Source organism: Actinoallomurus sp. NBC_01490 (assembly GCF_036227085.1).
Classification (GTDB): domain Bacteria; phylum Actinomycetota; class Actinomycetes; order Streptosporangiales; family Streptosporangiaceae; genus Actinoallomurus; species Actinoallomurus oryzae.
In genome coordinates, this window is record NZ_CP109433.1 from 3,520,893 (window position 1) to 3,541,852 (window position 20,960).

20 protein-coding genes are annotated in these 20,960 nt (G+C 71.2%); 15 read left to right on the forward strand and 5 right to left on the reverse strand.

Annotation, left to right across the window (positions count from 1 at the left end):
* Positions 1–38: 38 nt before the first annotated feature.
* Complete coding sequence (locus OG417_RS16865) at positions 39–2,393, reverse strand: ATP-binding protein (RefSeq protein ID WP_329256483.1); 2,355 nt, start codon at positions 2,391–2,393, stop codon at positions 39–41.
* Between the two features lie 342 nt (positions 2,394–2,735).
* Here OG417_RS16865 and OG417_RS16870 point away from each other — a divergent pair, with 342 nt between their 5' ends.
* From OG417_RS16870 to OG417_RS16885, 4 genes are all read left to right on the forward strand, one after another.
* The gene (locus OG417_RS16870) at positions 2,736–4,115 is read left to right on the forward strand and encodes an ammonium transporter (RefSeq protein ID WP_329256485.1); all 1,380 of its coding nucleotides are present in this window, start codon (positions 2,736–2,738) and stop codon (positions 4,113–4,115) included.
* A complete protein-coding gene (locus OG417_RS16875; RefSeq protein WP_285569096.1) occupies positions 4,112–4,450 on the forward strand; it encodes a P-II family nitrogen regulator in 339 nt (112 codons plus the stop codon). Before OG417_RS16870 ends, OG417_RS16875 begins: the two co-directional genes overlap by 4 nt.
* A gap of 2 nt (positions 4,451–4,452) precedes the next feature.
* Entirely contained in the window at positions 4,453–6,885 is a 2,433-nt protein-coding gene (locus tag OG417_RS16880; protein ID WP_329256487.1) for a [protein-PII] uridylyltransferase, read from the forward strand.
* A 165-nt stretch (positions 6,886–7,050) separates the two neighbouring features.
* Positions 7,051–8,436: a hypothetical protein gene (locus OG417_RS16885; protein ID WP_329256489.1), complete on the forward strand. Its 1,386-nt coding sequence runs from the start codon at positions 7,051–7,053 to the stop codon at positions 8,434–8,436.
* Positions 8,437–8,439: 3 nt separating this feature from the next.
* On the opposite strand, the gene OG417_RS16890 is transcribed toward OG417_RS16885, so the two are convergent.
* The gene (locus OG417_RS16890; protein ID WP_329256491.1) at positions 8,440–8,811 is read right to left on the reverse strand and encodes a cupin domain-containing protein; all 372 of its coding nucleotides are present in this window, start codon (positions 8,809–8,811) and stop codon (positions 8,440–8,442) included.
* Positions 8,812–8,910: 99 nt separating this feature from the next.
* On the opposite strand from OG417_RS16890, the gene OG417_RS16895 reads away from it, so the two are divergent.
* Complete coding sequence (locus OG417_RS16895; protein ID WP_329256494.1) at positions 8,911–9,357, forward strand: MarR family winged helix-turn-helix transcriptional regulator; 447 nt, start codon at positions 8,911–8,913, stop codon at positions 9,355–9,357.
* Here OG417_RS16895 and OG417_RS16900 read toward each other — a convergent pair.
* The gene (locus OG417_RS16900; RefSeq protein ID WP_329256496.1) at positions 9,331–10,272 is read right to left on the reverse strand and encodes a LysR family transcriptional regulator; all 942 of its coding nucleotides are present in this window, start codon (positions 10,270–10,272) and stop codon (positions 9,331–9,333) included. The genes OG417_RS16895 and OG417_RS16900 overlap by 27 nt on opposite strands.
* A gap of 74 nt (positions 10,273–10,346) precedes the next feature.
* Between OG417_RS16900 and OG417_RS16905 the strand changes: the two genes are divergently transcribed.
* From OG417_RS16905 to lepB, 8 genes are all read left to right on the forward strand, one after another.
* On the forward strand, positions 10,347–10,496 hold the full coding sequence (locus tag OG417_RS16905) for a hypothetical protein (RefSeq protein ID WP_329256498.1): 150 nt from the start codon (positions 10,347–10,349) through the stop codon (positions 10,494–10,496).
* A 109-nt stretch (positions 10,497–10,605) separates the two neighbouring features.
* A complete protein-coding gene (gene ffh, locus OG417_RS16910) occupies positions 10,606–12,162 on the forward strand; it encodes a signal recognition particle protein (RefSeq protein WP_329256501.1) in 1,557 nt (518 codons plus the stop codon).
* 204 nt (positions 12,163–12,366) lie between these two features.
* The gene (gene rpsP, locus OG417_RS16915; protein ID WP_329256503.1) at positions 12,367–12,837 is read left to right on the forward strand and encodes a 30S ribosomal protein S16; all 471 of its coding nucleotides are present in this window, start codon (positions 12,367–12,369) and stop codon (positions 12,835–12,837) included.
* A 1-nt stretch (position 12,838) separates the two neighbouring features.
* The gene (locus OG417_RS16920) at positions 12,839–13,081 is read left to right on the forward strand and encodes an RNA-binding protein (RefSeq protein ID WP_285569079.1); all 243 of its coding nucleotides are present in this window, start codon (positions 12,839–12,841) and stop codon (positions 13,079–13,081) included.
* A gap of 163 nt (positions 13,082–13,244) precedes the next feature.
* Complete coding sequence (gene rimM, locus OG417_RS16925; RefSeq protein WP_329256505.1) at positions 13,245–13,742, forward strand: ribosome maturation factor RimM; 498 nt, start codon at positions 13,245–13,247, stop codon at positions 13,740–13,742.
* Positions 13,743–13,750: 8 nt separating this feature from the next.
* On the forward strand, positions 13,751–14,524 hold the full coding sequence (trmD, locus tag OG417_RS16930) for a tRNA (guanosine(37)-N1)-methyltransferase TrmD (protein WP_329256507.1): 774 nt from the start codon (positions 13,751–13,753) through the stop codon (positions 14,522–14,524).
* A gap of 105 nt (positions 14,525–14,629) precedes the next feature.
* On the forward strand, positions 14,630–14,980 hold the full coding sequence (rplS, locus tag OG417_RS16935; RefSeq protein WP_329256509.1) for a 50S ribosomal protein L19: 351 nt from the start codon (positions 14,630–14,632) through the stop codon (positions 14,978–14,980).
* Between the two features lie 887 nt (positions 14,981–15,867).
* Complete coding sequence (gene lepB, locus OG417_RS16940) at positions 15,868–16,851, forward strand: signal peptidase I (protein WP_329256511.1); 984 nt, start codon at positions 15,868–15,870, stop codon at positions 16,849–16,851.
* Between the two features lie 1,596 nt (positions 16,852–18,447).
* Here lepB and OG417_RS16945 read toward each other — a convergent pair.
* Positions 18,448–18,696 carry a hypothetical protein gene (locus OG417_RS16945; RefSeq protein WP_329256513.1) on the reverse strand — a complete coding sequence of 83 codons (249 nt, stop codon included), beginning with the start codon at positions 18,694–18,696 and terminating at the stop codon, positions 18,448–18,450.
* Positions 18,697–19,307: 611 nt separating this feature from the next.
* Here OG417_RS16945 and OG417_RS16950 point away from each other — a divergent pair.
* Both OG417_RS16950 and OG417_RS16955 read left to right on the forward strand, forming a co-directional pair.
* A complete protein-coding gene (locus OG417_RS16950; RefSeq protein WP_329262344.1) occupies positions 19,308–20,096 on the forward strand; it encodes a ribonuclease HII in 789 nt (262 codons plus the stop codon).
* A gap of 27 nt (positions 20,097–20,123) precedes the next feature.
* On the forward strand, positions 20,124–20,435 hold the full coding sequence (locus OG417_RS16955; RefSeq protein WP_329256515.1) for a DUF2469 domain-containing protein: 312 nt from the start codon (positions 20,124–20,126) through the stop codon (positions 20,433–20,435).
* A 297-nt stretch (positions 20,436–20,732) separates the two neighbouring features.
* Here the strand turns inward: OG417_RS16955 and OG417_RS16960 are convergent, their stop codons facing one another.
* Positions 20,733–20,930, reverse strand: a complete 198-nt coding sequence (locus OG417_RS16960) for a hypothetical protein (RefSeq protein WP_329256517.1) — start codon at positions 20,928–20,930, stop codon at positions 20,733–20,735.
* Between the last annotated feature and the right edge of the window lie 30 nt (positions 20,931–20,960).

The window sequence follows — 20,960 nt, forward strand, 5'->3', positions numbered from 1 at the left end:
ACCCCGCGTCGCAGGTACACCGGGGTCGGCACCCCTCGTCATCGCAGGTGCCGGCCCCGGTGCCCCACCTCGCCGTTGAGGTCGCCATGGCCGTTGCCCTTGTCGCGCTCACTGATCCAGACCGCGATCTGCGAGCGCGACGCGAACCCGAGCCGGTGCATGATCTGCTCCACGTGGCCCTCGGCGGTGCGCTGGGAGATCACCAGCTTGGTGGCGATGTCGCGGTTGGTCAGCCCGCGGCCGATGAGCCGGGCCACCTCGGTCTGCCGCCGCGTCAGCGGCGCCGAGCGGTCGCCGTCCACCGGCCCGGCCGCCTCCGCGACGTCGTCCTCGGCGCTCTCCTCCAGCGCGTACGCGAGCGCGTGGTCCACGTCGAGCCGGGCGCTCTCGCGCACCGTCGACTCGAAGGCCGCCTCGCCGAGCGCGCGCCGGATCTCCGCCACACACCCCTCCTGGTAGGGGCGCAGATGCCGGTATCCGGCCACCTGTGCGCCGATCGCCCGCCGTGACCGCGGCTCCCGCGAGAACCTCTCGAAGATCCCCAGCAGCCGCGCCGCCCGCTCGTACCGGCCGTCCGCCGCCGTGATCCACGCGAGAGCCGCCATGTTGAGGCCGATGCCACGGGAATTGCCGAGCTCACGGTGGAAGGCGAGGCTCTCCCTCACCAGCGCGCCGGCCCGCGCCGTGTCGCCCCGGCGCCAGAACGCCACGCCGAGCATGGTCAGCAGGTGGGCGCGGTACAGGCCCTTGCCGTGGTCCTCGCACAGGGCGATGCCCTCCTGCGCGGTGCGGACGGCGGCGTCCAGGTCGCCGGCCAGGGTGAGCGCGCTGGCGAGCCACAGGGCCGCGCGGATGCGGCCCATGATGTCGCCGGCCGCGCGCTGTCGCTCCTCGGCGGCGCGGCACAGCGTGATCGCGGTCTCCGCGTCGCCCCGGTCCAGCGCCAGCAGTCCCTCCTGGAGGGCGATGTCGGCGAGGATCACGCCGTGCCCCAGGAGTTCGCCGATCTCCCGCGCCTCGTCGAACAGCCGGCTGCCCTCCTCGGGCCGGCCGTCGACCACGGCCAGCCAGCCGTCCACGATCAGGGCACGGCCTCGCGCCTCGTCCTTCGCCCGGTGCAGGGCCAGCCCCTGGGCGAACCGCTGGCGGCCCTCGCCGAGGTAGCCGCTGAGCCAGTGGTTGCGCAGGTCGGCGGCCATCCGCAGGCCGTACGCGGCGCCGCCGGGCGTGCTGAAGCAGTAGTCCATGGCCGAGCGCAGGTTGGCGGTCTCCAACTTCACCCGGCTGAGCAGCTTCAGCTGGCACGACTCCGACGCCAGCGTGTCGGCGCACATCCGGGCGAAGTGATCACGGTGCCGCCGTTGCACGGCGTCGGCGCCGCCCCCCTCGGCGAGCCGCTCCCGGCCGTACTCCCGCAGCGACTCCATGAGCCGGTAGCGGACCCCGAACGGCGTCTCCTCGGTGATCAGCACCGACTTGTCGACGAGCCCGGCCACGAGGTCCAGTACCTCCTCGCGGGCGATGCCGTCGCCGGAGCAGACGTCCTCGGCCGACTCCAGGCCGAAACCGCCGACGAACACCGAGGCCCGCGCCCACAGCAGCCGTTCCTCCGGCGTGCAGAGCGTGTGGCTCCAGTCGATCAGCGCCCACAGCGTGCGATGCCGCTCGACCGCCGTACAGGAACGGCGTTCGAGCAGGCGGAACCGGTCGTCGAGGCGTCCGAGCAGGTGCTGGACCGACAGGGCCCGCAGCCGTACCGCCGCCAGCTCGATCGCGAGCGGGACGCCGTCGAGGCGGCGGCAGAGCCGCTCGACGGCCTGGCGGTTGTCCTCGGTCAGCGCGAAGCCGGGGCGTACGGCCCGCGCCCGGTCGACGAACAGCCGCACCGCGTCATAGCGCGTCGACGCCTCGACCGATCCGGGATCGGTGCCGGGCAGCGGCAGGGGCAGCGCCGGCACGTCCAGGGTCTGCTCGCCCGTGATCCCCAGGAGCTGCCGGCTCGTGGCCAGGACGCGCAGGCAGGGCGCGGCGCGCAGCAGGGCGTCGGTCAGTACGGCGCATTCGGGCAGGAGGTGCTCACAGTTGTCCAGCACGATCAGCGCGGTGATGTCCCGCAGATGATCGGTCAGGGTCTCCACCGGGCACCGGCCGGACCGGTCCTCGACACCGAGTGCCGCGGAGACGGCCTGCGCGAGCAGCTCGGGGTTCTCCAGCTCGGCCAGATCGACCGGCCACACGCCGTCGGGGAACGCGCGCCACAGCTCCGCGGCGACCCGGTAGGCCAGCCTGGTCTTGCCGACTCCGCCCACCCCGGTGAGCGTCACCAGCCGTGAGTCGGACAGCAGGCGTTTGACGTCGGCCACCTCGCGCCGACGTCCGACGAAACTCGTCACCTCCGCGGGTAGCCCGCGTGCGCGCCACCGGACGGAGGGGCGCGACACCGCAGACACCGTTGCCGATCCCCGTCCTTATAGGGATGACCTGGGAACTTGTCCTCACACTGTACGTCGGGCCGGGCGTGACGGTCCGTGACGGGCGTCACGGTGGGGGCTACCGGCGGCGAACGCGTACGAAGCGGGGCGTAGCACTTGGAAACACGTCGGAAACATGGGCGCGCACGGTTTCACACCGCCGAAACACTCATGCCCCGTAGGTGAAACGGCTCTGCTCGAAGCTCCAGAGCAGTATCGACCACCTCACCGAAGGGGCGCCGCATGCCGCCGGACGTTCTCAAGATGTTGAATTCAGGCGACACCGCCTGGCTGCTGGCGAGCTCTGCTCTCGTGCTTCTCATGACCCCGGGCCTCGCGTTCTTCTACGGCGGTATGACCCGGTCCAAGAGCGTCCTCAACATGCTGATGATGAACTTCGCCACGATCGGCATCGTCAGCGTGCTGTGGGTCTTCTACGGCTACTCCCTGGCCTTCGCCAAGGACGTCGGGAACCACGGCTTCATCGGCGGCTTCGGCCGGGTCGGGCTGAAGGACACGCTGCTGTCGGCGTCCGGCACGTCGCCCGAGCTGGCGTTCGTCGCCTTCCAGCTCATGTTCGCCATCATCACCCCCGCGCTGATCAGCGGTGCCATCGCGGACCGGGTGAAGTTCGGCGGCTGGTGCGCGTTCGTGGCGATCTGGACCACGATCGTGTACTTCCCGGTGGCGCACTGGGTGTTCTTCTTCGGCGACCTGTCCACGACCAAGGACGGCGGCTTCCTGGCCGACCACATCGGCGCCCTGGACTTCGCCGGCGGCACCGCGGTCCACCTGAACGCCGGTATGGCGGGCCTGGCCCTGGCCCTGGTGGTCGGCAAGCGGGTCGGCTGGCCCAAGGAGCCGATGCGCCCGCACAACGTGCCGTTCGTGCTGCTCGGCGCGGGCCTGCTGTGGTTCGGCTGGTTCGGCTTCAACGCCGGCTCGGCGCTGGCCGCCAACGCCCAGGCGTCGGTGGCGTTCGTCAACACCCAGGTGGCGACCGCGGCCGCGGCGCTCGGCTGGATCGTCGTGGAGAAGTTCCGCTACGGGAAGTCCACCGCTTTGGGCATGGCCTCCGGCGCGGTCGCCGGCCTCGTCGCGATCACCCCGGCCTGCGCCTCGGTGAACCCGGTGGGAGCGATCATCCTCGGCGTGATCGCCGGCGCGCTCTGCTCCGTGGCGGTCGGCATGAAGACCAGGTTCGGCTTCGACGACTCCCTCGACGTCGTCGGCGTGCACGCGGTCGGCGGCGCGGCGGGCGCCCTGCTGATCGGTTTCCTGGCCACCCCGACCGTGACCGGCATCCTCACCCCGGCCAAGGGCGACGGGCCGGCGGGCCTGTTCTACGGCGGTGGGTTCGGCCAGCTCGGCAAGCAGGCCGTCGGCGTGGTGCTGGTGGCCGTCTACTCGTTCGTCCTCACCTTCGTCATCGGCAAGGTGCTGGACAAGATCATGGGTCTGCGGGTCAGTGAAGAGGACGAGGTGTCCGGCATCGACCTGGCCGTCCACGCGGAGACCGCGTACGAGATCGGCACGGCGCACGGCGGTTCCGGCGGCGGACACGGAATCCTTACCGCACTGACGGCGGACCACGCCAAGGGCTCGGCGGAGCCGGGCGACAAGAAGGTGGAGGCTGAGGCATGAGACTCGTCACGGCGGTCATCAAGCCCTTCAAGCTCGACGACGTGAAGGCGGCGCTGGAGACGTTCGGGGTCAACGGCCTCACGGTGAGCGAGGCCAGCGGGTACGGCCGCCAGCGCGGTCACACCGAGGTCTACCGGGGCGCGGAGTACAAGGTCGACCTCGTGCCCAAGCTGCGGGTCGAGGTCCTCGTCGACGACGAGGACGCCGAGGACATCGTCGACGTCATCGTGAAGGCGGCGCAGACCGGCAAGATCGGCGACGGCAAGGTCTGGTCGGTGCCGGTCGACACCGTGGTGCGCGTTCGTACCGGTGAGACCGGGCCGGAGGCACTGTAAGGGTGACGAACACGCTCGGGGGAGGGCACGGCCCGGCCGAGGCGACGCCTCGGCCGGGCTCCGCCGTCAGGGGCGGCGACAGGGCTCGGCAGGGCTCTGCCATACAGGACGGGGCTCAGGCGGGTCCGGCTGTTCGGGACGGTGGTCAGGCGGGTCCGGCTGGTCAGGGCGGTGCTCAGGCAGGCCCGGCTGGTCAGGGTGGCGGCAGTGCACGCGCGCGGCTGCGTGCCGAGCGGGCGCGCCGCGCCGGCGAGCTCGACCGGCGGCTGGCCCGGCTGGTCGGTGCCGAACCGGACGTCGCGCTGGTCGCGGTCGGCAGCCACGGGCGTGAGGAGCTCACGCCGGGCGGCGACGTCGACCTGGTGCTCCTGCACCGCGGCCGGCCCGACATCGCGGTCCTCGCCGAGCGCGTCTGGTATCCGATCTGGGACTCCGGGCTGCGGCTCGACCACTCGGTCCGCACGCCCGCCCAGGCATGCGAGGTCGCGCGCGAGGACCTCAAGGCCGTCCTCGGCCTGATCTCCGCGCGGCACGTCGCGGGCGATCCGGACCTCACCCGTGAGGTGCGCGAGACGGTGCTCGCCGGCTGGCGCTCGGACGCGCGCCGCCGGCTGCCCGAGCTGCGAGAGATGACCCGCGCCCGCTGGAGCGACTCCGGCGAACTGGCGTTCCTCCTGGAGCCCGACCTGAAGGAGTCGCGCGGGGGGCTCCGCGACGTGCACGCGATCCAGGCGGTCGCGGCGGCCTGGGTCGCCCCGGCCCCGTCCGCCCGGGTCAAGGACGCCTACGCGCTGCTCCTGGACGTCCGGCACGCGCTGCACGAGGCGACCGGCCGCGCGGCGGACCGCCTCGTCCTGCAGGAGCAGGGCGCGGTGGCCGAGGCGCTCGGCCTGCTCGACGCCGAAGCGCTCCTGCGCACGGTGGTCGAGGCCGCCCGTACGGTCGCGTTCGCGGTCGACCACATGTGGCGGTCGGTGGACCGCTTCTGCTCCCCGTCCGGCCGCCCGGTACGCCGCCCCCTCGCCGACGGAGTCGTCGAGCACGACTCCGAGGTCGTTCTCGCCCGCGCCGCGGACGCCGGCGGCGACCCCACGCTCGTCCTGCGCGCCGCGGCGGCGGCCGCGCAGGCCGGCCTGCCGCTGGCGATCTCGACGGTCGAGCGGCTGGCACGAGAGACACCGCCCATGCCGGTGCCGTGGCCGGCGGAGGCGCGCGACGCGCTGGTGACCCTGCTCGGCGCCGGGCCGCCCGCCATCGGTGTCTGGGAGGCGCTCGACCAGGTCGGCCTGATCGAACGCCTGATGCCCGACTGGGAACGCGTGCGCAACCGCCCGCAGCGCAACCCGGTGCACACCTTCACCGTCGATCGCCACCTCGTGGAGACCGCGGCGCGGGCCGCCGCCCACACGCGCGACGTGGCCCGCCCCGACCTGTTGCTCGTCGGCGCGCTCCTGCACGACATCGGCAAGGGCTGGCCCGGCGACCACGCCAGGACCGGCGCGGTGATGGCGCGCGACCTGGGGGAGCGGCTCGGCTTCGACGCCGGCGACGTCCGGGTGCTGGAGGCCGTCGTACGGCACCATCTGCTGCTGCCCGAGACCGCGACGCGCCGCGACCTGGACGACCCGGTGACGATCGAGACGGTGGCCGAGACGGTCGGCGACCCCGTCGTCCTGGAGACGCTCGCCGCGCTGGCGGTCGCCGACGGCCAGGCCACCGGACCGGCCGCGTGGAGCCCCTGGAAGGCCGGGCTGGTCGCCGAGCTCACCCGCCGCGTCGCCGCGGTCCTGGCCGGCGCGCCGCCGCCGGTGGCGCCCGAACCGACGCCGGAGCAGCTCGCCCTCGCCCGGCACGGCGGCGGCTCCGTACGCGTCGTCGGCTCGCGGATCACCGTCGTCGCGCCCGACCGGCCCGGCCTGCTCTGGCAGGCCGCCGGCGTGCTCGCGCTGCACCGCCTGGCCGTGCGCGGCGCCCGTACGGTCTCCTGGGGCCGGGGCGCGGAGGGGCCGACCGCGCTGCTGGAGTTCCTGGCCGTGCCGGAGTACGGCTCCGGGCCGGACCCGGCCGCGCTCGAGGTGGACCTGCGCCGGGTGCTGGCCGGACGCCTGGACGTCGAGAAACGCCTCGAACGCCGGGCGCGCTCGTACCGGCCGCGCAAGGGCGTCCCGGTGCCGCCGCCCCGCGTGACCATGATCGACGACGCGTCCGCGACCGCGACGGTGGTGGAGGTGCGCGCGCACGACCGCCCGGGCCTGCTGTGGCGCGTCGGGCACGTGCTCGGGACCTTCGGCCTGCAGGTGCGGGCGGCGCGGGTCGAGACGCTCGGCGCCGAGGCCGTCGACGTCTTCTACGTCGTCGACGCCGAGGGCCGCCCGGTCACCGACGAGGACCTGCGCTCGTCGGTCCGCGCGGGCGTCCTCGACGTGGTGCGCTGAGCTCCCGTCGTGCCCGTGCCGCGTCCCTGAAGTGCGCGGAATCCCCGAGGTAGGTGTCCTGGCCCACACCGGCCAATGAAGATCACGGAAACCTCTGTCGCGATCATTGACCGCGCTCCCGGTGGCGATGACGCTTCTTGCGTTCGCGATGCCTGGGAGGCTCCTGTGCGTAGATTTTCGCGTGCCGCCGTACTGGCGGGTGTGACGGCGCTCGGCGGGCTGGTCGCCGTGCCGGCCGCCACCGCGGGGACGACGACGGTCGTCGAGCGAGGTCACGACCGTACGATCACGTTCCGCGCCGACCGTACGGGCGAGGCGCTCCTCGACGTGACCGCCGCCGCGCCCGGGGTCTCCTGGGGCGAGGAGGGCCACGAGTCGGCGGTGCTGTCGCTCTACGTCGACGGCCGGTACGTCACCGACGACGTGGTGCCGGCCGCGTTCCCGATCACGCGGGAGTTCGCGCTCGGGCACCTGCGGGCGGGCCGGCACCGGCTGACGCTCCGGTTCGCCGCGGACCGTTCGCGCGGCACGCGGGTCGACGTCACCGGCACCGCCGTCCGCGTGGTGAGCCGCGGGCGGGACTACGTGGACCTGGCGCACGCGCCGATCCTGTACGGCCGGAACGGGGCCGACTCGGGCGGCCCGTTCCAGAACGCCTTCACCGACACGCCCCTCGTCGCCTGGCACGAGGACGTGCCCGCGGCCGTGCCCGGACACCGGCTGCTGACCTATTCCTACATCTGGAGCAACGAGGACGGCGGCACCTCGACGCCGCAGCTCATGGCCCGCTGGGGCCGGACGACCGACATCGAGTGGATCTACCAGGTCGAGGTCGACGCCCGGGGCCGCCGCGTGCCGGGCACCGCCGTGATCCAGGCGCCGAACCACGTGACGCAGCCGTTCGGCGGGACGTACGAGGGCGATCACCCGCTGATGCAGACGTGCACGCTCAACAACAACATCTGCGACAAGGTCGATGACCCGATGCGGTTCTTCCTGTCCACGTCCGCGTCGCTGAACGCGGCCACGGAGGCGCGGGAGCAGATCATGGACCGCAACCCGTGGACGTACTGGGTGTCCGACGCGGAGTCGCGCCGCGAGGGCAAGGTGGAGGCGGACCCGCCGACCTCCTCCACCACGTCCATCGCCGACCCGCGCGACTACCTCTACCTGGTCGTCCGCAAGGTGACGGAGAATCCGCCGAACGGCGCCCTCGACTGGGTGGGCCTGTCCATCGGGGTACGGCTGAAGGACGACCCGACGGTGTACCGCTCGGACCACCTGTTCCCGGACCGCTCGATCCAGCGCGACCTGCCGGCGGCCACGACGGTGCAGCTCCCGCCCGGCACGACACCGTCCGACATCGCGGAGATCACCGCGATCCGGGTGCCGACCTCGAACGCCGACCCGGGCTCGACGATCGAGGTGCAGGCGGTCAACCGGGCGTTCTTCCTCGGCCGCGAGGACGAGCCGCAGCGGTCGTTCCTGTCCGGCGCGACCCCGGCCACGCTGACCAAGGCCGAGCCGACCGCCGTCATCTACGGCGGCTGAGGGTCACTCGGACCAGGGCGGCACGACGGTCCGCCCGTTCAGCGTCGCCCGTACGCCGGCCGAGGTGCACACCACCAGCCGGGCGGGCTCGGACCCGTCGTTGAGCATCGAGAACGGGACCCCCGGCGGCACGATCACCACGTCGCCGGGGCCCGCCTCGCACGGATCTCCGCCGATCGTGGCGGACATCCGCCCGGACCGTACGACGAACACCTCCTCGCGGTCGACGGTGTGCTCCTCGCCGCGCAGGCCGGGCGGCACCTCCAGGTACCAGATGGCCAGCTCGGCGGAACCACGGCTGGGCACCGCCATGGGATGCGCGGTGAGGCCGTGAAACTCGATCTTCTTCGCCTCGGCCAGCGTGTTCACGGGCATGGGTGTCCTCCCTCGATATGGTCAACCTGCTTGACGATAAAGAAGGTAAAGCGGCTTGTCCATATAGTCAAGCTGCTTGTCTTTATGGGGAGGGTGCCGATGGCCGGGGAGATCCCGGGGCTGCTGGGCATGGCCTTTCACGCGATCATGGAAGAGGTGCACGCCCGGCTGGCCGAGGAGGGGTTCGGCGACGTGCGGCCCGCGCACGGCTTCGCGTTCCAGTACCTGTCCGTACGCGGCGGCGCGACAGCGGTCGAGCTGGGGCAGCACCTGGGCGTCACCAAGCAGGCCGCCGTGCAGCTGGTGGACGAGCTGGAGCGGCGCGGCTACGTCGAGCGCCGCCCGCACCCGGCCGACCGGCGCGCCCGCGTCGTCGTCCTGGCCTCGCGCGGCCGGGCCTGCGTCGGACGGGTCGTGGCGCTGTGGACCGAGATCGAGAACCGCTGGGCCGGCCTGGTCGGCGCCGACCGGCTCGAGGTGGTCCGCGAGTCGCTGTCGGCGTACGTCACCGCGGCCGGCTCACCGCCGATCCGGCCTCTCTGGTAGGCGTGCGAGCTCCCGGCCGGCCTCCTCCAGCGCGGCCAGGCCCCGTGCGATCGCCGGCCGGCGGTCGCTGCCGAGCCGGACGCACGCGAGGACGTGGCGGGTGGGCGCGTCCCGCAGCGGGAGCCGGGCGACGTCATGCAGGGCGGGCACCGCGGCCGTACGGGGGATGAGGGCGACGCCGAGGCCGCAGGCGACGAGGGCGGAGACCGCGGCGTAGTCGCGCGCGTGGTGCGCGACCCGTGGTGTGAACCCCGCGGCCGAACAGGCCGCGACGGCGAGCTCGTACAGGTCGCAGCTGCCCGCGGCGGCCAGCACCCAGGGCTCGTCCGCGACGTCGCCCAGCACGGCCTCGTCCCGCCCCGCCAGCGGGTGACCGGCGGGCACGATCAGGTCGAACGGCTCGGCCAGCACCGGGCGGCGGCCGAACTTCGCGTCGTCCAGCGGCAGGGTCGATCCGTCCAGGACGACCACGGCGATGTCGATCTCGCCGGCCAGCAGCCGGTCCAGCCCGGCGGCCGTCTCCTCCTCGGCGACGTGGACGGTCAATCCCGTGTCGGTGGCGCGGAGCCGGGCCGCGGCCGGCGCCAGCAGCCGTGCGACCGCGGAGGGGAACCCGCACATGTGCAGCGACTCGGCGCTTCCGTCGGCGTACGCGGCCAGCTCCGCCCGCGCCCGCTCCCAGTTCGCGTGCAGCGCGTCGGCGTGGGCGACCAGGGCGCGGCCCGCGGCCGTGAGCCGTACGCGGCGGCCGTCGGGCTCCAGCAGCGCGACGCCGGTCTCGCGCGCGAGCTGGCGCAGCTGGTGGGAGACGGCGGACGGGGTGAGGTGAAGGACGTCGGCGGCCGCGGTGACCGTGCCGTGGCGGTGCACGAGGCGCAGCACCTGGAGACGCCGCAGGTCCACCGACTCGATCATGCGTTTTCCTCACAAGGTAATGCGTGAAAAGATGAGCTGGACCTCAACTGTAGGCGCGGCCGACACTGACAGCCATGAACCGGTGCCACCGATGCGGCAGCCCGCAGGAACCCCCGTACACCGTCGTCTCGCGTCACTTCACCTCGGAGGGCGTGCTGGTCTACACCCGCTGTGCCTGCGGAGCGTTGCGGCCGCGGCTGCTCCGCTACGACGGTCTTCGCTGAGACGTGAGGGGTGCGGCGGGGAGCCGCGGGCCGAGCGTCATACCCAAGGCCTGCCGAACGGATAGTGTGGTAGGTCGATCCCCAAAGCTTCCTAGGACTGGCCAGACACGTGTTCGAGACGCTTTCCGACCGGCTGACTACGGTCTTCTCCTCACTGCGCAGCAAGGGCAAGCTGTCCGAAGCGGACATCAATGCCACGGCGCGCGAGATCCGCATCGCGTTGCTCGAGGCCGACGTGGCGCTGCCCGTCGTCAAGGACTTCATCGCGCAGGTCAAAGAGCGGGCCCGTGGCGCGGAGGTGTCCCAGGCGCTGAACCCCGCCCAGCAGGTCGTCAAGATCGTCAACGATGAGCTGATCAAGATCCTCGGCGGCGAGACGCGGCGGGTGCGGTTCGCCAAGACGCCGCCGACCGTGATCATGCTGGCGGGTCTGCAGGGCTCGGGTAAGACGACGCTGGCGGGCAAGCTGTCACGCTGGCTGAAGAACGAGGGGCACGCGCCGCTGCTCGTCGCCGCCGACCTCCAGCGGCCCAACGCCGTGCAGCAGCTGCAGGTGCTCGGCGAGCGCGCCGGCACGCCGGTGTACGCCCCCGAGCCGGGCAACGGCGTCGGCGACCCGGTCGAGGTGTCCCGGCGTTCGATCGAGCACGCGCGGCACGCGCAGCACGACGTGGTCATCATCGACACGGCCGGCCGGCTGGGCATCGACGAGGAGATGATGCGCCAGGCCGCCGACATCCGCGACGCGGTGAAGCCCGACGAGATCCTCTTCGTCGTCGACGCGATGATCGGCCAGGACGCGGTCACGACGGCGCAGGCGTTCGTCGACGGCGTCGGCTTCGACGGCGTCGTACTCACCAAGCTCGACGGCGACGCGCGCGGTGGCGCCGCGCTGTCGGTCCGCCACATCACCGGTCAGCCGATCATGTTCGCCTCGACCGGTGAGAAGCTGGAGGACTTCGACGTCTTCCACCCCGACCGGATGGCCGGGCGCATCCTCGACATGGGTGACATCCTCACCCTGATCGAGCAGGCCGAAAAGGCGTTCGACGCCGAGCAGGCCGAGAAGATGACCTCGAAGTTCGCCTCGGGTGAGGACTTCAGCCTGGAGGACTTCCTCGAGCAGATGCAGATGATCCGCAAGCTCGGGCCGATCAAGAACCTGCTCGGAATGATGCCCGGAATGGGGCAGATGCGGCAGCAGATCGACGAGATCGACGACCGTGATCTCGACCGGGTGGGCGGCATCATCAACTCGATGACGCCCGATGAACGGCGCAACCCGAAGATCATCAACGGCTCGCGGCGCGCGCGTATCGCGAAGGGCTCCGGCGTCACCGTGACCGAGGTCAACAACCTCGTCACCCGCTTCTTCGACGCGCAGAAGATGATGCGCCAGATGGCCGGCGGGATGGGCATTCCCGGCATGCCGGGCACACGCCGCAAGGCGGTCAAGTCCGGTAACAAGAAGAACAAGAAGGGCCGGCAGCGCAGCGGTGACCCGCGCAAGCGCGCCCAGGGCGCGGCCGGAAAGGGCGGCGGCAAGCAGGACGCCCTGCCCAAGGGCCTGCCGCCCGGCCTGGGCGGCGGCCTGCCGGGACAGCTGCCCCCGGGCTTCCAGATGCCGGATCTGTCCAAGCTGCAGGACCCGAAGAACAAGAATTAACCCAATTCCGCCGATGGCGCGGTGCGGCGACCTTGATCGGTTACGACTTCACCGCGATCGTCTGGCAGAATGGCTAGCTGGAACCGCGGTCAGCAGGGGACCCTCTCTCAACCCCAGGCGAGCCGTGTCCTTCCGAGTGGCAGCGCAGGTCCCCACCCGGCGCCCGTCCGCTCATCCATTTCGAATCTGGAGAACACCACACCCGTGGCAGTCAAGATCAAGCTCAAGCGTCTGGGGAAGATCCGGGCACCGTACTACCGGATCGTCGTTGCCGACTCCCGCACCAAGCGCGATGGCCGCGCCATCGAGGAGGTCGGCAAGTACCACCCGAAGGAGGAGCCCTCGCTCATCGAGGTCAACTCCGAGCGGGTGCAGTACTGGCTGGGCGTCGGTGCCCAGCCCACCGAGCCCGTCCTCGCGATCCTCAAGGTCACCGGCGACTGGCAGAAGTTCAAGGGCGAGCCGGGTGCCGAGGGCACGCTGAAGGTCGCCGAGCCGAAGCCCGACAAGGCCGAGGTCTTCGCCGCCGCCCTCAAGGAGACCGCGGACGAGCCCGAGGGCAAGGCGACCCAGCCGAAGTCCAAGAAGGCCGCGCCGAAGAAGGCCAAGAAGGACGAGGCGAAGGCGGAGGAGAAGCCGGCCGAGGACGCCGCCGAAGCCAAGAGCGAGGCGTAGCGTGCTCGAGGAGGCGCTCGAACACCTGGTGCGCGGCATCGTCGAGCATCCGGACGAGGTTCGGGTGCGGGCACGTCGGCTTCGCAACGGCAGAGTCCTGGAAGTGCGCGTGCACCCCGACGACCTCGGCAAGGTCATCGGGCGCAACGGCCGTACGGCCAAGGCCCTGCGGACCGTCATGAGCGCCATCGCCGGGGGACGGTACGTCCGCGTCGACCTGCTCGACCTCAACGAGGCGCGCTGACGGTGTCCTCCGGATCCCCGGCCCGCGCCACGGCGTCCGGGCCGCCGACGCTTCGGCCCGGTGACGGATCCACGCCCGTGCGATCCCCGGTCGGCACCATGCCGCCGGGGATCTCGGCGTTGCTCCGTGAGGTGCCGCCCGGACGCGTACGAGGCGGGGCCTGATGCTGCTCGCCGTCGGTCGTATCGGCCGCGCTCACGGAGTCCGTGGCGAGGTCAGCGTCGACGTGCGCACCGACGACCCGGCCGAGCGGTTCGCCCCGGGCACCTCGCTCGGCACCGAGGACGCGGGCACGCTGACGGTGGAGACGGTCCGTACGCACGCCGGGCGCCTGCTGGTGCGGTTCGCCGGCGTCGAGGACCGCACGGCCGCGGAGGCACTCCGCGGCCTGCTGCTGCTCGTCGACTCCACCGAGATCCCGCCGAGCGACGACCCGGAGGAGTTCCACGACCACGAGCTGATCGGGCTGGCCGCCGTGGCCACGGACGGCACCGAGCTCGGTGAGATCGTGGACGTCGAACACTACGGTCAGGACCTGCTGGTCCTGCGCCGCCCGAGCGGCGACGAGGCGCTGGTGCCGTTCGTCGGCGCGATCGTCCCGACCGTCGACCTCCCCGCCGGCCGCGTGGTCCTCGACCCGCCGCCCGGTCTGCTCGAGTAGAGACCCCCATGCGCCTCGACATCATCACGATCTTCCCCGACTACTTCGCGCCGCTCGGCGTCTCGCTGCTGGGCAAGGCGCGGCAGCGCGGCGATGTCGACGTCCACGTCCACGACCTGCGCGGCTGGGCCCACGACCGGCACCGTACGGTGGACGACACCCCGTACGGCGGCGGCCCCGGCATGGTGATGAAACCCGAGCCGTGGGGCGAGGCCCTCGACGCGATCGTCCCTTCCGGGTCGGCGCCGCGGCTGGTCGTGCCCACGCCGAGCGGGCGCCCGTTCACCCAGGAGACGGCCGTCGCGTACGCGGGCGAGCCGTGGCTGGTGTTCGCGTGCGGACGCTACGAGGGCATCGACGCGAGGGTGATCGAGGACGCACGGTCGCGGATGCCGGTCGATGAGGTGAGCATCGGCGACTACGTCCTCGCGGGAGGCGAGTCGGCCGTGCTCGTCATCGTCGAGGCGGTGACCCGGCTCCTGCCGGGCGTGCTGGGCAACGCCGACTCGGTGAGCGACGACTCGTTCGCGCCGGGCCGGATGGCGGCGCTGCTGGAGGGCCCGGTGTACACCAAGCCCCCGACCTGGCGCGGACGCGCGGTGCCGCCCGTGCTGATGTCGGGCAACCACGGCGCGATCGCCCGGTGGCGACGCGACCAGGCCCTGCGCCGTACGGCCGCCACGAGACCCGAATTGATCGCTCGCAATACCCTGGACGACGTCGATCGGCGTACCCTGGCGGAGGCCGGTTTTCCGATCGACGGCGAACATATGGCACACTGAAGTGTCGGCCCGGCCTCACGCTGGGCGCGCCCAGACTTCCCAGAAGACCCCATCGCGTTGCGGCGCCGTGTGCCGCGCGCGTGTCCAACACGAGGAACCTCAGTCATGCACACCCTGATCCAGGAGATCGAGAACGCCGCGAAGCGGTCCGACGTACCGGACTTCCGTCCGGGTGACACGCTCAAGGTTCACGTGCGCGTGACCGAGGGAAGCCGCAGCCGTATCCAGGTCTTCCAGGGCGTGGTGATCCGGCGCCAGGGCGGCGGCGCCCGCGAGACGTTCACCGTCCGCAAGGTGAGCTACAGCGTGGGCGTGGAGCGCACCTTCCCGCTCAACAGCCCGTCGATCGACAAGATCGAGGTCGTCACCCGCGGTGACGTCCGCCGCGCCAAGCTCTACTACCTCCGCGACCTCCGCGGCAAGGCCGCGCGCATCAAGGAGAAGCGCGAGAACTGACCGCGCCTCCGGCGAAGCCCTCCTCCCGAACCTCTCCACCGGAAACGGTCGGCGTTCGGGAGGATCGGTGTTTTCGGAGCCGGCAACGGATCGGGCGTGCTCGCGTACGGTCGGCCGCCCGCCCTTCGGGACGTGTCCCTGGACGACGCCCGGCCTTCCGTACCTGAGAGCCGCGGCCCCCGTGCGCTGCCCTGGTCGGCCGGAGTTCGTTCGTCCTGGCCTGGTGGGCCGCTCGCGGGATGGCGGTCCTGTTCCGTACGGCGGCCGGCTCTCCTGCGGCGGTTGTTCTGCCGATGGGGGAGGCGGCCTGTTTCGCGCGTTCTGGCCGTCGATGTGCTCCAGGTTCTGGCGCTCGGGCCGTTCGGGTGGTGGCCCCGGCCTGGCGGGCCGTTCGCCGTACGGCGGTCGCGTTCCGTGTGGCGGCTGGGCGTCGTACAGCTTCCCGGCGGCGATCTCTTGTCGTACGGGGGATGCGATCCGCCTCTCGCGGGCTGGATCTCGATGTGCCTCAGGTCCTGGTGGTCCGGCGCGGGTCGTGCCGATGTTCTGGCCGGGCGGCGAACCTCGTACCTGACCGCGCGGCGCGCGCTGGAGGCCGGTTGCCGCTTCCGGCCATCGATGTCGCGACGTGAGCCCGGGATCGGGGGCTGAGAGGCCGCAAGGCCGTCCTCTTTCGGCCGTCGCCGGCAGCCGGAAAGTCAAGTCTCGGCAAGGTCAAGTTGAGCCGAGGGGGCCTTACGGGTACAACGGGCACTGCGAATGGTCCTGGACGGCGCAATGGCGTTCCGGGGCGAAGTTCTCTATTCGGATGACTCCGGCACCCTTGCCGGAGACGACACGCGGCCGATGACCTCCCGTGCGGCCTTAGGGCATTAGGCTTCCCAATGATGAGTGACGACGAGCAGGGCCTGCGCGAGCCCGCGCCCACTTCCGGTGAAACGCGCCACGACATATCCGGGAACTCTCGGGACGGCGTGAGGGGCGACGGGCACGAGCCGAACGGTCCGTCCGACAATGCGGCCCTGGTCGGAGACGAGAGCGACTCCGAGCGTCCAGGTGACGAGGAGTCGGAACAGAAGGGGCGTAAGAAGAAGCAGGGGTCGTTCTGGAAAGAACTCCCCATCCTGGTCGGTGTGGCGCTCGCACTCGCGATGGTCATCAAGGCCTTCGCCGTGCAGGCGTTCTACATTCCGTCCCAGTCGATGGAGAACACCCTCAAGGTCGGCGACCGCGTCCTGGTCAACAAGATCGTCTATCACACGCGCGACATCAAGCGCGGTGACGTCGTCGTCTTCAACGGACTCGACTCCTGGGACCCGGAGGTCCAGTACTCCCAGCCGAAGAACCCGGTGTCGAAGGTGCTTCACGCGATCGGCAGCGCGTTCGGGGTCGTGCCGGGGGAGAAGGACTACATCAAGCGGGTCATCGGTGTTCCGGGCGACCACGTGGCATGCTGCGACGCCCAGGGCCGCGTGACCGTCAACGGCCACCCGCTCGTCGAGACGTCCTACATCTACACCGATCCGCAGGGCGAGCAGAACCGGCCGTCGGACAGCAAGTTCAACATCACCGTGCCGGCGGGCCACCTGTGGGTGATGGGCGACCACCGCGAGGTGTCGTACGACTCGCGCGGCCACATCGGCGACCCGGGCGGCGGCACGGTCCCGGAGAGCCGCGTGATCGGCCGAGCCTTCGTCATCGTCTGGCCGCTGTCCCGGCTCACGACGCTGTCGATCCCGAAGACGTTCGACACTCCGGGGCTGGCGCTGGTGAACGGCGCTTTGCCGGAGGCCCCGCTCGCGCTCGGCCTGATCGGCGCCGTACCGGTCACGCTCCTGCGCCGCCGCATCCGCGCTCGCCGCTCCCGCTGACCGCCCGCCCATGCTTCCTCGCTGAGGCGGTGGATGCGGCGCACGGGCCCTCACAGCGCAGCCGTCGTGGCCCGCACCGCCGGTCCCCGCGCCGAGCCTGCGCCGATGCCGGTCTGCCCTGATGGTTGAGACGCCGTTTCCTCCCTGGGGATGCCGGGTGCGGCTTGGAACACCGGCCGAGCGACTGCCGCGCCGACCACACATGAGCGGCACGCCGGTGCCCGGCGCCAAATCCGGCCCGGCGAGGCGGGTGAGGATACCGGGCGTGAGCAACAGGACGCCACGGACGAGCACCAGCGCGGCTTCAACCAATTCCCGCCGCCCTGACAGAGCCGCCGAGGCCCCGGCCGCCGCGAGCCTCGCCCGTGCCGACTCCCCAAATCACACGCGAAACCAACACGCCCGGACCGGCACACCTGAGCCGCACGTCGAGATCACCACAGACAAAGCCACCGCCCGGCCGGCGCGTCGGAAACGCCGCAGATCAAGCCGTGCCCGGGTTGGCGCGTCGCGGTCGTCGTGGATCGGGTCGGGTCTGGGTCGGTGTGTCATGTCGCCGGGGATCGAGTCGTGCTTGGGTTGGCGCGTCGCGGTCGTCGTGGATCGGGTCGGGTCTGGGTCGGTGTGTCATGTCGCCGGGGATCGAGTCGTGCTTGGGTTGGCGCGTCGCGGTCGTCGTGGATCGGGTCGGGTCTGGGTCGGTGTGTCATGTCGCCGGGGATCGAGTCGTGCTTGGGTTGGCGCGTCGCGGTCGTCGTGGATCGGGTCGGGTCTGGGTCGGTGTGTCATGTCGCCGGGGATCGAGTCGTGCTTGGGTTGGCGCGTCGCGGTCGTCGTGGATCGGGTCGGGTCTGGGTCGGTGTGTCATGTCGCCGGGGATCGAGTCGTGCTTGGGTTGGCGCGTCGCGGTCGTCGTGGATCGGGTCGGGTCTGGGTCGGTGTGTCATGTCGCCGGGGATCGAGTCGTGCTTGGGTTGGCGCGTCGCGGTCGTCGTGGATCGGGTCGGGTCTGGGTCGGTGTGTCATGTCGCCGGGGATCGAGTCGTGCCTGAGCTGGCGTATCGCGGTCGTCGTGGATCGGGTCGGGTCTGGGTCGGTGTGTCATGTCGCCGGGGATCGAGTCGTGCCTGAGCTGGCGTATCGCGGTCGTCGTGGATCGGGTCGGGTCTGGGTCGGTGTGTCATGTCGCCGGGGATCGAGCCGTGCCTGAGCTGGCGTATCGCGGTCGCCGCAGATCGGGTCGGGTCTGGGTCGGTGTGTCATGTCGCCGGGGATCGAGCCGTGCCTGAGCTGGCGTATCGCGGTCGCCGCAGATCAGGCCACATCTGGGTCGGTGCGTCAGTATCGCCGCAGACCAGGCCGTGCCCGGGCTGGTGCGTCGCGATCGTCATGGATCGGGTCGCGCCTGGACCGGCACGTCAGCGCCACAGATCAAGCCACACTTGAGCTGGTGCGTCGGTCGTCACGGATCAGGTCCCACCTGAACCGGGGCGTCGGAATCGCCACAGTGGCTGCCGGCCTCGGGCCGGATGGCCGTGCTGTCGCCGGGGGCTGGCAAGATCACCCATCCTGTGGCGCCGTTACCAACCTCCGTGGTCAGTGCAGCACCCGCAGTCGCGTGTCGTTGGTGTTGGCCATCCGGGTGTGCGGGTCGCCCAGGTCCGAGCTTTCTCCGCTGGGCTGTCGGCTCGGTCGCCTCGTGGTGGCCCGGGCTTGGGACGGCTGGCGCGGTACGGCGTTCTGAGCGAAGGCGGCCGCGAGCGCCGTGAGGACGATGGAGACGATCACCCAGGCGTCGCCCGTGACGTGCATGGCGCCGGCGGTGGCGAAGCCGAACGCCGGCACGGCGACGCCGCGACGGCGTACGCGCGGCAGACGCGGTGCAGGAGCCGCGCAGCCGTGCCCGGGCTGGTGCGTCGCGGTCGTCGTGGATCGGGTCGCGCCTGGGTCGGTGCGTCAGTATCGCCGCAGACCCGGCCATCGCCGGGCCGTCGTCGCCCGGGGCGGCGGTGGATCCGAGGGCGGGTTCGAGGGTGGGCTCGGCGGTGTGCCGGGCGGAGGCCCGGCGGATCGCGGCGGGGAACATGCTGGCCGCCACGGCCACCGGCCCGACGGCGAGGAGCATCCTCCTTGGATGCTCTGCCTGAGATCGGCGGCATGCGCGACGTGGCCGGTCCTGGTCTTTTTATGCGTCGGAAGGTTGTTTCCTGCCTCTATGTGGCGGAAAAGAACGCTCGGTGGCTATGGTGCCAGTGCTGCCGCTCAATCGAGGTATGACCGCAGCTCGAACAGCGGATCACTTCTCTCTGTGCCTTGCCCGAAAAGGATATGGCAGGCCGTTCCGGCGCGCAGGGAGGGCGATCAGCCCTTGTTACCTGGGCGATCTCGGCCTCGGGTGCCCTGTCCTGCCGGTGTTCGAGCGCGGGCTCGGCCGTTGGCGACGTACCCTGCGTCATGTGCACATCGATGTCCGGGCTCACCGCCCCCGTGGTCTCACTCCTCGGCGTGACGCCGGGCTGTACGCCTACGAGCGGGTGCTCGAACGCGCCGGGCTCGGTCCCGTCGCCGGGGTCGACGAGGCGGGGCGGGGAGCGTGTGCAGGACCGCTCGTGGTCGCCGCGGTCGTGCTGCCGCCGAGCCGCCGAGGACGTCTCGAAGGACTGGCGGACTCGAAGCTGCTCACCGCCGCCCGCCGCGAACGCCTCTACGCGGAGATCACCAAGACGGCACCGGCGTGGTGCGCGCTGGTGATCTCTCGCGAGGAGATCGACCGGGTCGGCCTTCACCGGTGCAACATCGCCGGGATGCGCAGGGCACTGGCGGGCCTGAACCTCATGCCGGGCTATGTCCTCACCGACGGCTTCCGGGTACCCGGCCTGGTGGCGCCCGGCCTTCCGGTGCCCAAGGGCGATCGGGTGGCCGCATGCGTCGCCGCCGCCTCGATCGTGGCGAAGGTGACACGAGACCGGATCATGATCGACCTGCACGAGCAGTACCCGGAGTACGGTTTCGCCGTGCACAAGGGTTATGTGACACGAGCACATACGGCGGCGCTTCTAGAGCATGGTCCGTGTCCTGAGCACCGGCGTTCTTTCGTCAACGTGGCCCGCGCGGCAAACGGGGAGATCGAAGAGACTTGCGTGGTCGCGGGCTCGGCGGAGGAAGAGGATGCTCCGGTAACCGGGGAAGTCGAGTGGGATGCGTCAGAGTACGAAGGCACCGCCGGCCGGGCGGATGTCGCCTGAGCCGGTAGTACGGGGAGGGGAACGGCCATGAGCGCAGAGGATCTCGAGAAATACGAGACCGAGATGGAGCTCCAGCTCTATCGCGAGTACCGCGACGTCGTCGGCCTGTTCGCGTACGTGGTGGAGACCGAGCGCCGGTTCTACCTGACCAACACGGTCGACCTACAGGTGCGCAGCACGGACAACGGAGAGGTCTTCTTCGAGGTCACGATGCAGGACGCCTGGGTCTGGGACATGTACCGCCCCGCCCGCTTCGTGAAGAGCGTGCGCGTGGTCACCTTCAAGGACGTCAACGTCGAAGAACTCGCCAAAAGCGACCTGGAGCTCCCCGAAAGCTGACATCGGCCCAGCGCATCCCCACGTGAAACCAACGGCCCGACGCACATGAGCGACCACGTCGGAACGGCCACGCACGAGCGGAGCACGGTGCGCGGGCGGGAAGCATCGTTTCCCGCCTGAGCTGGCAGGCCGGAACGGCCACGGACGAAGCCGCGCCCCCGTTGGGCTACCCGCGGTCCCGCTGGGCGTGTCCACGACCCGCTGGAGCCTGGTCGGACCCGTGGGTCCTGTCGCCGGAAACCGATCCTCGCCGTGGAGGCCGCCCCCGGCTCGATCTGCCTCCGAGCGTCGATGCGATCAGACCGTTGACGTCCAGGTCGGTGGCGTGCGGATCGTCGATGTCCAGGTCGGTGGCGTGCGGATCGTCGATGTCCAGGTCGGTGGCGTGCGGATCGTCGGCGTCCAGGTCGGTGGCGTGCGGATCGTCGACGACCAGATCATCGGCATCCAGACCGTCGACGTTCCATCATCGACGTTGGGGGCTGTCAGCGCCACCGCAGTGCCTGGTCCGCACCTGGCGGGCTT